This is a genomic window from Microbacterium halimionae (genome assembly GCF_011761265.1).
Classification (GTDB): Bacteria; Actinomycetota; Actinomycetes; order Actinomycetales; family Microbacteriaceae; genus Microbacterium; species Microbacterium halimionae.
Genome location: NZ_JAAOZB010000002.1, coordinates 371,604 through 386,573, shown reverse-complemented (window position 1 = coordinate 386,573; position 14,970 = coordinate 371,604). Strand labels below are relative to the sequence as shown.

Genomic DNA, 14,970 nt, shown 5'->3' with positions numbered 1-14,970 from the left:
CTGTGGATAACTTTCTCAAAAAACTTTTGGGGAGAAATCAACGCACGAGAACAAGCGTGACACCGAGAATTCCGAGCAACCTACCGATCGGAACCCAGCAGCGAACGCCCTCTAACAGGTAGGTGGCGTGTCGTGCCCTGCTGCGGGCTTAGTACCCTGAATCTCGCCCCAGGCGTACCCGTTCACTGACTTGCCATCGAGCTTGCCGGAGTATGCGAAAAGCCCCTCGTAGACGGGACGGTCCCCCGCGTCGATCTCTTGCTCTTTCTCGACCGCGGTGAAGACGAGGTCGACCGCCGGCCGCGTCGACGACGCATCGAGCTTCACGTCGTAGCTGAGCTCGTAGACATAACAAGTGTTCGGAGAAGTCCAGGTGCTCGAAGGCTTCGGGGTGATGTGGATGGCTCCCTGCGGCCAATTCGAGGTCGGAGCTAGGGTCCCATTCTTCGACTGCTTGGACCCGGCACCGCCGAGCATCGCGTAGTAGAGATCTCCGACATCCTCCTGGCCGGTGACGGCGATCAACATGCCCTGTTTCGAGTCGGGCAGCTGCACCGAGAACTCGGTCCAGTGGTAACCGTTCTGCACGATGTAGGCGGCAGAGTCGTTGTAGGTCTCAGTCAGATTGTCGAAGAACAAGTCACCACCGGTTCCGCGGGCGATATACGACGAGCCGCGTTGCACAGACCACTCCTCGACCTCGACCAACGGCATCGAGTAGTAGTGGGAGCCCTGGCCGGTCATCGGGTCGCCGGTGGCCTTCAGGTAGGCACCGATGTCACCGTTGTAAGTGTCCATGATCGGCCCACGCTGATCGCGAGTCGCGATGTCGAGATCGGTCGGGTCGATGGGGTCGCCGTCGAACATCCAGAGCGGGAAGAAGCCGTTGGGGCCGTATCCCCACTGAATGATTCCGGTCGTATCCTTAGCCCGCACGTGCAGTGTCGTGGGCTCGGTGTCGACCCCGATCGACGTACCGGTCGGCACGACAGCAGTGATCTCGTAGACCGCACCGACCGCTCCGACCGTGCCCGAAACGACACGCATTTCCATCGTCTGTTCGGGCTGACCGAGCGGAATGTCGGCCACGGCGATTTTCCATGGCTGGTAGTCGATCGAGACCGGCGTTGTGACGTCGGCTATCCCACCGATACCTCCGACAACGGGGCCTTCGCGCTGGTCTAGGCGGTTGAAAATCAGCCCGGCTTCCTCAAATGTATAGACCGTGTTTGTGTGCGGCCACTCGTTTTTGTTGCCCTGCGACATCATCGCGATGGAATTCACATTGCCGTCATCGTCGATCAGGTGCCCGAAGAACTCGTATGACTGCGAGTCATACTGCGGCAATCCGGTCGAAAGGTAGGCGCGAAAGCCAGTGCAGTCTTTGCCCTGGGCCAGCGGCGTGGTGGAGTACTCTGCGATCGATCCGAAATCAGCGGCAGGGATGCCGGGCGCCGTGTTGCTGCTCGAGCACGCGGCGGGAATCGGGTTCGGTGCCGGCGTCGGGCTCGGGCTCGGGCTCGGTGCCGTCGTCGGAGCGGGGTTCGGGTTCGGGGCAGGATTCGGCGCAGGCGCAGGCGCCTGAGTGGGTGTCGAGTTCGGCACGTTGCCGCCCGAACCACTCGATCCGCGCGGGTTCGACGTGCCGCCATTTGACCCGCCATTTCCCGGCTCGACGGGTGTCGGTGAGAGTGTCGGCGAAGGCGTCACAGTAGGCCGCGGGGACTTGGTCGCAGTCGGACGAGGGGTCTGGCTGGCAGTTGGCCCGGGCGCCTGGGTCGCGTTTGCATCCGGTTTCGGGGCATCGGCCACGCACGCCGCAAGGCTCAAGGTGACGAAAATACCGATGACAGACAAAGACCAGGCGCGTCTCGATTTCACCCCGCCAGTCTGGCATGGCCCTAAAACGCGCCCCGAGCGCGAGACCGGGGAAATCAGCGTCAGCACTATTCGACCTGAGCACTCGCGGGTGGTGAACCGCGGGGGTGAAATCGCGGCATCCGAGTGTCGCTAGAGTGACTTCGGGGTGGTTCTGCCAGAACGATCTTGCAGCGGGTGGCGTACCAGAAACCCCGCGCGAGGGCGCTCTGCAGCAGCACTTTGGGTCTGGCGCAGCCTGGGCCCGGGCATTCACGCTCCCCGCGAGAGCCTGCGCGCATGAGGGAGTCTGACGTGAAAATCGACGAGACGGTCGGCATTCTGACCATCGTAGGAATCAGCGTGGTTGCGGCGATCATCATCGGTTTGATCGTGTTGATATTTGCGAAGAGCTGGATCAAGGTCGCTCGCGCCGATGAGGCCCTCGTGATTTCAGGGCGCAAGCAGAAGGTGCAGAGCACCGTGATAGACACGGATGGTGCGCTGCGCTCCGAGATGTCTGAGTCACCGGTGACGGTGATTGTCAACGGCAAGTCGCTGGTGAACCCCATCACACAGCGTCACGAGATCATTTCGCTCCGCTCCCGCCAGGTGTCGCTGAATGCAGAAGCGCAGTCGCTCGACAACGTCACTTTGAACGTCGACGGAGTCGCGATCGTGAAGATCGGCTCCGACCCGCTGCTCGTGCGGCGTGCCGCAGAGCGCTTCGCGTCGCAAGACAAGGCCATCGAGCAGTTCACGACCGAGCAGCTCGAAGGTGCGCTTCGAGGGATCGTGGCGACACTGTCGGTGGTCGAACTGATGCGGGAGCGCAAGAAGTTCTCCGACCAAATCGCGGCCGACGTCTCCAACGAGCTCGCCGAGCAGGGCCTGATCCTCGACTCCTTCCAGATCAAGGGCATTACGGATGCCACGGGATACATCCGGTCGCTGGGTGCCCCCGAGATTCAGGCGAAGCGCCAGGCGGCGGAGATTGCCGAGACCAATGCCGACCGTGCGATCAACCAGAAAGTCATCGCGAACCAAGAAGCCAACCTGATCGAGCAGACCGATCTCGACACCAACACCGCCAACGCCGATTCCGGCGTCGGTCGGGCTCGCGCCGAGGCGGAGCAGGCTGGGCATCTCGCTCGTGCACAGGCTGAGCAGGCCGTGCTGCAGCAGCAGGCGGAGAACAAGCAGGCGCAGTTGGATGCCGACGTCAAGCGCGTTGCGGACGCACAGCGCTACGAAGCCGAGACCCGGGCACAAGCCGAGTTGTACACGCGCGAGCGCTCAGCCGAAGCTGCTGCGATCGAGAAGGTGAAAGAAGCCGAGGCTCGCACGCGCATCGCGGAGCAGCAGGCGGAGGCCGACAAGGCTCGTGCCGGTGGTGAGGCAGCAGCCGCCGAGGCGAAGGCTACCGGTGAGGCCGGCGCTCTCCGCTCGCTCGCTGATGCCGAAGCCAGCGCGCGTCGCTTGCGTGCTCAAGCCGAGGCAGACGCGATCCGCGCCGAAGGTGAAGCGCGGGCCGCGGCTGTCGAGGCCGAAGCGCAGGCGATTGCCTCGAACCAGGAAGCGATCCTCTCGCAGCGCGTGCTGGATGTGCTGCCGTCGATGATGGCGGAATTCGCCAAGGGCTACGCGGCGATTGGGAGCGTCTCGATCATCGGTGGCGGCGGCGGAAATGACGGTGCATCGAGCGTCGTCGGCGCCGAGAACGCCAAGGCCATGCGCGCGGTGTTCGACAGTGTGGAGGCCGCAACTGGCCTCGATCTGGCTGCGATCATCCAGGGCCAGGCTGTTGGCCGTGGGATCGGAGCAGGGATCAACGCGACTTCTCAGGGTTCTCCTGCTGCACCGGCTGACCCCGCCGCTTCTTAGAAGCCTCACCCCCGCAAGACATAAAAAGAGCCCGGCCGATGGCCGGGCTCTTTTTATGATCTCAACGATGTCGCGACTCAGCTTGGCCGAGATACCGCCGCGGTCGTGAAAATGATTCGGGCGGAGATGAAAGCCTGAGTCGCGATCTGTTCTATGGCGACGCCTATCTGGCGGCGGCTCGCGACCGCGTCCGCGCGGAACTCTCCGAGGTAGCGAACAAGCATGATGGTGTTCCTCCCCGGCGGCGCTTCCCGAGACCGGCGGTGAGTTGTCATGCTCTCGCGAGCATCATGCCTAGTTACTCCACGTCAAACATCAACTTAAAGCGTGCCAACCTCGCGAATTGATCACTGTCCATCGCAATTCCGCGCGATCCGTAGTCTCCGTGGATCGACTAGCGCCGCGGGACGAGACGGATGGCAGATCGAGACCAGCGTCCGTGGACGACCGTCGAGCTCGTTTTCCACCGCCTCTTCGAGAGTGTTGTGTGTCGCGCGGCCGAAAACAAGAAGAGTTACGGTGCTGACCCACCCACAAGACGCTCGATAAGGTGCCACCGAGCCCACACCGCGGCCGGCTCGAGGCCAACTACTTGGTCCTCGTTCGCTTTTGATATCGTGCCGTGGTGGTAGATCGTCGGCTTCCCCGTAAGAGCGTCACGGATCACATTAGGCGGAGGCCACTCATCCTCCGGCCCCACACCAGGGTCATAGCCAACGACAGGCACGTCCTCCGCACGGAGAACATCGTCATACACACCAACGACGAACTCGTACTCACGCTCACCTATCGGCGGCATGCCCGGTTCGTTCGATCTCGTGGAGTAGAACGCAACGGATGCATCCCTCAACACACGCCCGTATGCGAACCCTCCACCCGGAAGCGGAAATTGAACCACCGACCCCACAACAGGCCTTCTGCGCCCCACTTTTACTCCCCGAACTCGTTCCGCGCCGCATTCATGTATGTCTGCAACCGAGGATTGGACGGGCTTATCCCGTTGATCTTGTTTGCAGACAAACCTAGGCTACGGTACGACTCGATCAGCTGTTGTTCACGACCTCGGACGGCTTCGTAACTCCCCGATTTTTCTAATCTCGCGGGTCCGAAGCCGGATTCATTATAAGCGTGGCGCGAGTCGCGCCGAGCAACATTCACACGCGAGTTACCGTATCCACTGGTGCGACCGACGTAGACCTGCCCAGTCTTCGCATTGAACTTCGTGTAAGTCTGAAATGTCTTCTCTGCACCCATCCCTGCTGCGCCGCCACAGTTGTGCGCGAGTGCTTCAGCTTCGCCCGCGTATACGTAGTACGTGTGGGTTGCCTCGACGGTGAGATTGTAGACCGCCTGTTCCCTGTGGTCGTGTTCGATCGCAGTGATCTGAACCCATGTGCCGTTAGAGGTACGCAACCACTGGCCGGACTGCAGTTCTCCCGCTTCGACCCACTCGCTCTTGTCTGCGACCCAGAAGGGGTGGCCGGCGGTGGCCGTGACTTCGCCTGCCGAGCCGTCATCTGACATGACGGCGATGGTCACGAGATCTTTCTCGCCCGTTCCGGTGATGGTGACGTTGACCGGTTCAGCGCTTGATTCTCCGGTTTCCGGGTCGGTTGCGAGCACTAGGTCACCGACCCGGATGTTTTCGATCGCAGTACGTGTGCCGTCAGCGAGCAGAACGAGGGTACCGGGCACGAAACTGTTGATCGCACAGGATGCCATCGATGTAGAGCTGTTCCGCGCACCGGACGTGGCTTGGGTGGCAGATCGGGTCGCGGAGGCGTTCGCGGCACGACTCGCGGTGGCCGACATCGCGGGTTTGAACACTGTTCCGGCTTTGCCCGCGCCTGCACTGATCGCGTTCGAAACTGTGCGGACCACAGCAGACGCTGCAGGCGCGAAAGCTCGCGCAGCAGCGCCCGCGGCTGGGCCGAGCAACCCCAGAGCCCCGCCCATAGCGGTCTCGGCGGCGAAGCTCCCCCAGTTGAAGGGTTTACCCGACTCCTTCTGCCTCCAGATATTGCTGACCGCGGCCCCGGCAGCACCACCCGCGACGGCACACGCAACGCTTCCGACACCCCCGGTGACAGCCAAACATCCCGCGGTAACGGCCACACCGACCACGACACCCGCGATCACAGACTTGTTCTTGTCGACCCACTTGGTGACGTTGTTCCATGCGTCGCCAAGCCAACTCAACCCTGACGGATCCGACCAGGTAATCGGATTGTTCCCGGAATAGACATAGGCGTTGAGTTGCGCCGGCACACCGGGATCCAACAGTGGATCGGGACTGATGAAGGTGCCCGTGGCAGAGTCGTAATACCTTGCACCGAGCAACGTCAAGCCTGTCGTATCGGCGGGAGCGCCAAGATATCCGCGACCTTCGACCTGGCCAGCCTCACCAGCGCGCGCATCACCGAACGGTTCCGTGCGCACCCGCTGCACACCTGCCGCCCAATCGGTGTTATGCACATAAGCGACGGGGGTGCCGTTCGCGTCGGAAACGACACTGGACACACCCCCGAGGCCCGTTCCGGTGCGGACAGCAACAGTTGTGCCTGCGAAGCTGTACCAGCGGGTCGCGGTGACCTTCTCGTCGGTCGCGGTCACTTCCTGCCCGCCGGGGAGGTAGACAGTTGCTGCTCCGTCGTCGACGCGGACTAACCGCTCACCGGACGCGTCGTAGACGTTGGCGACGTCCGTCTCAGCGCCGGCGATCGAGGCAAGCTCGCCTTCGGCGTCCCACGTGAGCGTCTGCAATGCTCCGTCCACGGTGCGAGACGTCTGGTTTCCCGCGGCATCCCAGTCAAACCCGACCACCGTGGTCAGTTGTCCCGTGGTCTCGACCATCTCCGTCAGCTGGTGAGGACCAGCGCCGCCGCCGCCATGGGTGTACTCGGTAACCGTCGTGTCGGCCCCGTCAAAGCTGGTCTGCTGGGTACGGTTCCCGAGCACGTCATACGTATAGTCGATCCAGTACGGCGAATACCCACCAACATCAGACGTCGACCGAGGCACGGACTCGCAGCCCGGCGCGCCTTCTGTCCACGCCGTTTCCAACCGCCGCAGTCCGTCATAGTCAAAGCACTGCACATCGGCTTGATTAGACACGCGCGCTGCGGTCGGCAAGTCGCTGATGCTCGTGACGTTTCCGGCGTCGTCATACCCATATTCCAGGGCGACTTCTGTGCCGCTGACGCGTTCACGATCCAGCCGAATACTCGCAAGCCTCTGCGTACCAATTTCCCAGTCGTAGGAGACAGCAGCCCCGTACGTAGTACCGAGGTCTTGCACGGCAGGTGTGGCGTCCGAGTTCCACTGCGCATCGGCAACGTAGGTGCCCCACCCGAATCCGCCGCTCATCCAAGAGGGCATAGAGGCCTCATCGAACATCGTCGTGACGGTTTCTTTGCCGAGCACAATACTGTCGCCGTCAGTGACTTCGGGGTAGGTGATCTGAGCGACCTGCCCGTCCTCCGTGTACGCAATCTGCGTATCGAACGATTCCCCCGACAGGGTGTGAAGTCCGGGACTTTCGGGAAGGCTTGTCCTCACCGTCGTCGCCTGGTACGCGGTGTCGTACTCGCCGTATGTGGTTGTGTATTCGAGACCGTCAACGACGCGGATGGTGGAGCTGGGTTGTCCGAGCGCAGTGTCACCACCACCACCAGCCAGAGGCGTGACATCGAAAGACCAGGAGGCTCGGCGCGTGCCGTCACCGTCTCGAAGCTCCGTCACACGACCGAGCGCGTCGTACGTATAGACCAGCGTTTCCTCGTTCGCATTGGTCTGTGTCGCGACCTGACCTAGAACGGTGTACGTCGTGCTGCTCTTGCCACTGTCGGGATCGGTTTGGGAAAGAAGTTGCCCTGCGCGGTCGTACTCATAGCTCCAAACATCCCCGGTCGGATTCGTGAGCGTGGTCAATTCACTGGCCCCGTTGTACCCATACGTGGTGGTATGAGACGTGAGTGCACGGATCTCAGCGGCGGTATCTGCGTCTGCGTCGGCCCGCGGGTCTCGGACGTATTCGCGCAATTCGATGGCACGACCTCGCGCATCGATGATCGTCTCGGTCGGCGTTCCCCCATCTGCGGGAATCGTGAGTGTATTGGCGCCGTCGTAGACGGTGGTGCTCCGCCACATCTCGTACTCGGGGTTGGATTCAGTGCCGACCCACAAAATCTCGGCGGTCACCCGCCCGGCACCGTCGTACTCATACGATGTCGACGCCGGAGGCACGGCAGGTGGCGGTTCAGGAGACGCCTCGGGCGCACCCTTCACATGCCACGCGGAAGTGCGCGACTCCACGCGACCGAGCGAATCATAGAAGATATGCGAGACCATCCGGCCCCGGTCGGCGAGCGTCGCGTTGGCGCCTTCCACCTGTTGCTGGAAAGGACGCAGCAATCCGTCATACAAAATGACGGAAGAATGCTGGTTCTTACCGTCGACAGCGAGGCTGCGTGTCACGACAGCGTTGAGGCCGTTCGGCGACACTGTGTACTCGTATTCGAGAGAGGGGTGCGGCGCGTCTGCGTGCTGTGGGTAGCGGATCGAGGTGGGTCGGCCCAACGCGTCGTAGGTTGCGGTGGTGACCAGGCCGTTCTGATCGGTCATCGAGATCGGCTGCCCGGTAAGCGGGCTCAGCGTCTGGACAGAAACGAACTTCGGCAGCGGCCCCGTGCCGTCAGGGTCGGGCGAGGTAGTCGTCACCTTTGAAACTTGTCCCCCAGCCGATGCGGTGTAGTCGGTGGTTGTTTTGTTGCCCGCGGCATCTTTCACCGATGTGACGCGCCCGTAGACGTCATAGGTGTAAGTCGCTCGGGTGACGTTCACCGAGGCGTTCGCCGGATCCACCGATGCTGTGGAAAGGGCGCGTCCTAGCGTGTCGTAGGTGGCGGTGTCACGAGTGAGAAGGTTCGCGGCTGCTGCGGAGGCACAGGCCGCTTCAAATGTTTCGGTCTTCGAAGCGAAAGCGAGCATGTGCGCACCCAGGTACGCCTGATCGCGTCGATATGTGGTCTTCGTGCAGATGTCGTCGGTGCTCTTTGTGAGGTCGCCACGGTCTTCGACCGTAACCGGCAGGCCGGCGCTGTCGTTAGTAATCGTTGACGAAGTCCGGTGTTCAAGCGCTCCACCCCCATCGAAGGTAAACCCGTACGTGGTGGTCGAGGGTATCCGCTTCGACGTCACCCCGGTACCGGTTGCGACCGTGACGGGAGTGCCGGGTTTGGTGATCGACTGGGTAATCGTCTTCGAGCCGTTGAGGGTCTCGGTGCTGAATACCGTACCGGCGAACTCTTCGACGTCGACAACGGAGACGGTATTGCCTGCGGGTCCTGCTGTGAGGGTGCCGCCAGTTCCGCGCAGGTACGTCGCCCGCTCGGTGGTGGCTTGCTCCTCACCTTCGCCAACGACCGTGTCCACTCGAGCAAAGCCCCGGAAATCGGTATAAGTGACTTTTGAGGCGTCCACCATCGGCCCAGTTGGCTTCACCCACTTCGCCCCACCGAGATAGTTGTATCGGGTGACTTTGGATTGCGAGCCAGTGATGAGGTCACTCGAACCCGCCACATGGGGGGCACCGTCTTCAACCATGCTTTCGACGACATATTTGTGAAACCAGTGGTCGGCCGGTTGGAGTTCACCATCGGGTTGCCAGCGCACGAGGTAGCAGAGGGCGGCGTTGGCGCTTTGCGCGGCGTCGCTGGAGGCGGGCAACGATTCAGGAGTGCATTCTGTGCGGTAGCTGACGCTTATCTGAGCGCCCGCATCGGTGCGAACTTGGATAACGCGCGGGCGCCACAACCCTGACTGCCCGTCGGTTGCGGTATCAACACGGTTCGGAAGTGAATCGTAGGCGAATCGGACCGGCTGCAAAGAGATGTCATCACTGGTACTCGTGGTGCCAGCGCGTGCGGTTCGGGTGATCTTATCGACACGCAGCACGACCGACCGAGATGTCTCTACCGGATCGAAGTCGCTTTCACCCACGAATCGGCCGCCGAATGCCCACGAGTCGATATCGCGGTAGCTGGAACCATCCCATGCTTGCGCGGTGACATTGCTGAGCCTGGTGGTATCGAAGAAGACAGGGACGACATTCATGCAGTCATCTGCAGTTGCTGTGCACTGCAGATCCCGCGGCGTATCGGGCCATTTTGACTTGTCCGACTCGGTGTGTCCGCCCTCACACAGCGAAGCAGGATTTACAAAATTGGTGAGGCAACGTGCTTGGGTCGTGAACGCGACTCGGTAAGGCGCGCTCGCGGTAGATCCAGTGCGCGTGCCGTAGTCGATGCGGACAATGTGGCCCCCGGAAATGTAGCCCGTGGTGTCCCAGTCATCGTTGTGCATGTAGTCGGCGACATAGTTGTTTGTCTCGGTGGCGTACGTGTACGTCATGGTGTTTCCGGACGGGTCGACCACGTGATCGAGGTTCCAACGCCAGACCTGACTGCAGTCGGATTCCGCGTAACCTGCGGCATGACAGGGCTCACCTGCGTGGTTGCCGTACACAGGGACTGTCCACGCGGACTTGAGGTCGGCACCGTTTTCGGAGGTCTTTCCCCGACCGAACGTGTACTGAGTGCCGTCCGGGGTAGTGACCTTCCAGTATTCGCCGCCATCCACCCCGTTCCAGCCTCCGTTAGTGCGCTGCACCCGGGTACCGTCGTCAATTTTTGAGTGCCACACATCGGCGGCCGCATCGTAGACAAGCGGCAATGAGGCGCCTTTGAACACGAGAGTGGCATTCTCTCGGCCCCAGCAGAGGTCGCCAGATTCACGGTTTGCGTTATTCGCGCCAGGACGTTCGGAGTCTGTAGTGCACGATTCGTACTGGCGCTCGATGTAGCTCGAGGTCAGATCAAATCCCTCGCCGATCCAACCCGACTGATTGTTGGCCGACGGCACACGACCATCGGAGACAGCAGATGAGTACGAGAGAGTGAGTTCCGGTGCTGGGCCTGCTTCAGGAACCGGGACGGCCAAGGGATAGGACCACGTGAACGCACCGGTGTTGCCGGAAGTTCCCCACGAGGACGACGCCGGTAGCCCTGACTTAGACCAATCACCGGCCGAACCCGATACTCCTGCCATCAGCGCCACCGACCCGGTACCGGATGAAGAACGCGCCTGCCGTGCACCCATCCCGAATCCCATGGCGCCGGGTTCCGAGTCGACCGGCACCGTGCCGGTCACCGTCTGCGCCTCCTCGTCGTTCGTTGAGGCGAGAGGGGAGAACTGGCAAGCCTCAATGTCAGGGGTTTCTACCGCGCACTCGGGCACGAAGACCAGCCGCAATCGGGACGCCCAGTCCCCACCAACAAGACCACTGAAATTTTCGTACGACACCGTGAGGTCGATCTGCGCACCGTCGATCACCTCGGTAGAATCCACCTGGGCGACGTCGATGAGGACACCCGTGACACCCACTGATTCGGCGACAGACGAGTCCTCCACACGAAGTTTCACTGCCTCCGGGGAGCCTCCGCTGCTTGCGGCGGCGATGTTGACGTCCATCCCGCCGAGATCGACCGTTGCGGTGTCGACAGAGGGCACCGTCACGGTTTGTTGCGCTGCATCCGGGAGTGTTGCCTGAGCCTCCGGCTGCACGCTGTCCTCAAGCTCGGGCCAGTCGCCCACAATCTCCGACGCCTCGGCCGCAGCGGGTTCCGCGACAGCGGCCTGCGCCTCAGCCAGGTTGGTCGCGCGATCTTCGACCGTGTCAACCGTGCCCGCGACACCGTTGGCGGCACTCCCCGTGGCGAACGGATCGATGGTAAGAACCACGACCATCACGGTCGCGACAGCAGCCAGCGAGAACCGAGAGTCGAGAAGGCGACGCATAAAAGGGTGGCGTTCCGAGCCTGTGCGGTAAGACATGATCACTCGCCTTCGATGATGGTCGGGTCGAGGGCATCGAGGTCACTATCGAAGTCGGTGGCTTCCGCGCCCTGACACATGCGACGGATCTTCGATTCAGCGACGACCTCGCCTTTAAATACGCGAACGTTGTCGATCTTCCCCGGCCACCAGCTCGATACGGCCGAGTTGGAGTACCCCCGGCCCAGGACGAACGCGCCAGTGGAGTCCCACGGAGCCGCTGCTCGCGGCACCGTAGTTTGAACCGGGTTACCTGTTGCGGGGCTCTCGGGGGTACCGATCTCGCACACCCAGATACTCATCGTCTTGGTGGCGGCGTCGTGTTCGGCGACCAGATGGACCCACTCGTCTCGAACGCCAGGAACCGTCGATTTCACGAACGTGAGAGGGGCGGTGCCCGCGTCCGCGTCTCTCATCCGGAACGACCAGCAGCCAGCTGTCGTGTCTGGACAGGACTGGGAATAACCCAGCTGAAAAGCGGATGTGACGATCCCGTCCTGCGAAACAGCGGTGAAGTCGTCCGCACTAGTCGCCTCGGCATTCAGCCAGACGAATGCGGAGACAACGAACGATTCACTGGTGTCCACTACCGGGCCCGTACTGGCAACGTCGTCCGTTCCGTCGAAACTCAACGAGCCATCCCCTGGCCGCGACCCAAACAAATCATGCGGGCCCGCAAGCCAGCCGGCACCGGATACTTCGAGGTCACGGGCGGGAGTGGTGCCGCTCGCGTCGGCGGCGACGTCACCCTCGCCTTCGTCGAGCATCCAGATTGCATCTTCTTTCGCCGCGGCTACGTCAAACACGTAGGTGGTCGGTGGTGATTCATTTCCGGCCTTGTCGCGGCTCGACACCCGCAACGTCACAGGTCCGGCCGTAGTGGGTGTGAACGCAATCTGCGCGGTACCCGAGGTGTTCGGCGTGGCTGTTGAGGTTAGCGAGGTGTTGTTGAACGAGTATTTAAACTGCGTTACATCGCTTGAGTTGCCGCGGCTGATGGTGAACTTTCCTGCCACGCCGACACCACCGCGCTCCACATCGCTGTCGTAAATCGCGGCAACACCGGTGCGCACGGGAGTCACCGTCGGCGATGCCGGTTTCGTCACATCGACCGTGAACTCGCAGAACGCCGACGACCACGACGATCGCCGCGCCCCGTCAGTCGTGTACGCCCTATAGCGGTAAACCTTTCCGGCAACGAGTTTTCCAGACGCGACCTTTGCGGAGAAGGTAGACCCGGAAGCCTTCGCGGCAAGGTCACCGCTGTTCCAGGCTTCTGACTCTGGGCTCGGAATATATACCTGAAACCGAACGCGGACATTTCCGCCGTCGGGGTCCGAAGCAACCGCAGAAAAAGTCGGCGTCGTAGTCGCCAACACGGGGCGACTACTACCCGACACACACGATTGCGCGGGCGATGTCATTTTTACGCTCGTCGGGACATTCGGTGCCCGGTTGAAAACGATGTCGAGGCGCGCGTCGTTCTTGTACGTCTTATACCCGCTTGAGCTGGACTCATTGTTCGCTTTAAGACCGATGGTCACCGATGGCCAGTTTTGGTTAGACCCGTCGACAACGACGCTCTTCACGTCCCACTCTCGGCGCACCCCGGAGTCAGAGCATGCGTCGCCTTGCGGAGCAGTGATGTTGGAGGCGTACTTGAGGAAACCCATACTGCTCCAGCTCTGCTGCGAACTGGAGATCCCATCGGTCTGGTAAGCATCCGTCCGGGTTGACGTGCAGTTTCCACGTTGTCCTGGGTCGGCGGAGAATGTCGCGGAGGTAATGTCGGATCCCGAAAGTTTGTCGAGCCAACTTCCTACGGAGTTGCTGCCGCTGTCGCGGAACTCCCACACCAGGCGCGATGTGAAGGTCGTCACACATGCTGAGGTCCACGATAGGGAGCAGTGCCCCATCGACTCGCCGACGCGGGACGACGTGTCGGCCCACTTGTAAATCGCGCTGGTATAGCCGCCTGTGCGCACCGCGACCCATGCTGTTGGTGTCCGTCCACCCAGCGTCGGGTCAATCCTCACTGGCCAGACGGTGTCGGCATCCGACAGCATCTCCTCATTTGGCGACACGAGGACCGTGCCCTCACCCTCGTCTCCTGCCACGACATCTACCGGCATCACGAGCGATCGGTCGCCGGGAAGAGGAAATTCCGCGCGCACCTCCCCGCTATCTTCCGCCGCGTCGGCGCTAGAGTCCCACATCAGCGACGGCGGGCTGGAGAAGAGGATCTCCCCGCTTTCATTGACGAACTCGAACCCGGTGTCCTCTACTCCCTGCATGCTCACCCCGTCAGAAGCCTCGACCTCGAATGGCATCTGCAGACCAGACCCGGGCAATCCGCGCTCTTCACGTGCCAACGAAAGTTCGTCCTCCAACCAGTCGGCGGCCTCCGGCGTATCCAGTTCGACCACGGGTCGGAATCCCGATCCATCGACCATCACCGCGACAATCAGGCGCGCCCCGGCGGCGAGTTCGTACGTCACAAACCTGTCATCAAGCGTGGGCTCTGGTAGCGGAAGCGGAAACCACAACTTGACCCATGCGTCGTCACGTTCAACGACGCCGAGCGGAAGCCCTTCACCTGCGTCGCCACCCGGGTTGAACCAGAGTGGAAACACCGGAGCGGCGACGCCGAGCATCGACTCCGTATCGATATCGATGGCCCCGCCGCCTTCATCCTCAGGATCTTCACCGTCGTCTGTGACCTCGTCGTCCACCACGGTGTCGCCAACTGTGCGCTCTTCGACAATCGGAAAGACGTCAGTGCGTGTCGTAGCTGGCGCACCGACACCGCCGCCGTGACCAGAGACACTCGTGGCGTCCTCCGCCACATTCGCGGGCACAGCCGCAGGGATGACAGAAACATCAATCGGCTCCCACACACCGTTCACGTTCGTGTGCTCAGGGACCGCGTCCACCGTCATCCGCGTCTGCCCGTCGGGGCGAGCGAACACGGTCACCCAGGGTGTGCGCTCACTAAGAACTTCGACCTCAACGTCACAAGCGGCCGCTATGCTCCCCGCCTCATCGGATGTCTCAACCTCGGCGAGGGAGCAATCGACCCCACCCGGCGGTGTCTGCGATGACTGGATACCCGCCACGACGCTCGCGCCTATCAAAGACGAGATCAGAAGGATCGGAACAAAACGGCCCCGCCGTGCGGTAATGCGCGCCTTCGAAGCCGCGCTCGCCTCAGCCCTAGTTTCCACGTATCCCCCACTACGCGAGGGCGCGCGGAGCATTAGCAGCGCGCGCATCCCCAAACACTTGCGCTGCGGCCGCCCCTGTGGCGAACCAGAAACCCGAACAAGCTTCAGAAAT

The 14,970-nt window shown here is 61.9% G+C and carries 6 protein-coding genes; 1 reads left to right on the top strand and 5 read right to left on the bottom strand.

What is annotated here, in order from left to right; translation table 11 throughout:
• Window positions 1-111 precede the first annotated feature (111 nt).
• On the bottom strand, window positions 112-1,881 hold the full coding sequence (locus tag FHS06_RS14360; protein ID WP_167048742.1) for a lipocalin family protein: 1,770 nt from the start codon (window positions 1,879-1,881) through the stop codon (window positions 112-114).
• A 276-nt stretch (window positions 1,882-2,157) separates the two neighbouring features.
• Here FHS06_RS14360 and FHS06_RS09545 point away from each other — a divergent pair, with 276 nt between their 5' ends.
• On the top strand, window positions 2,158-3,741 hold the full coding sequence (locus FHS06_RS09545; protein WP_167048740.1) for an SPFH domain-containing protein: 1,584 nt from the start codon (window positions 2,158-2,160) through the stop codon (window positions 3,739-3,741).
• 77 nt (window positions 3,742-3,818) lie between these two features.
• On the opposite strand, the gene FHS06_RS09540 is transcribed toward FHS06_RS09545, so the two are convergent.
• The 4 genes from FHS06_RS09540 to FHS06_RS09525 all read right to left on the bottom strand — a co-directional run bounded on the left by FHS06_RS09540 (window position 3,819) and on the right by FHS06_RS09525 (window position 14,858).
• Entirely contained in the window at window positions 3,819-3,965 is a 147-nt protein-coding gene (locus tag FHS06_RS09540; protein WP_167048738.1) for a hypothetical protein, read from the bottom strand.
• A gap of 290 nt (window positions 3,966-4,255) precedes the next feature.
• The gene (locus FHS06_RS09535) at window positions 4,256-4,639 is read right to left on the bottom strand and encodes an Imm26 family immunity protein (RefSeq protein ID WP_341780040.1); all 384 of its coding nucleotides are present in this window, start codon (window positions 4,637-4,639) and stop codon (window positions 4,256-4,258) included.
• Between the two features lie 32 nt (window positions 4,640-4,671).
• Window positions 4,672-11,634 (bottom strand): polymorphic toxin-type HINT domain-containing protein, encoded by a 6,963-nt coding sequence (locus FHS06_RS09530; protein WP_167048734.1) that lies wholly within the window; start codon window positions 11,632-11,634, stop codon window positions 4,672-4,674.
• Window positions 11,635-11,636: 2 nt separating this feature from the next.
• Window positions 11,637-14,858, bottom strand: a complete 3,222-nt coding sequence (locus tag FHS06_RS09525) for a LamG domain-containing protein (RefSeq protein ID WP_167048732.1) — start codon at window positions 14,856-14,858, stop codon at window positions 11,637-11,639.
• Window positions 14,859-14,970: the final 112 nt, after the last annotated feature.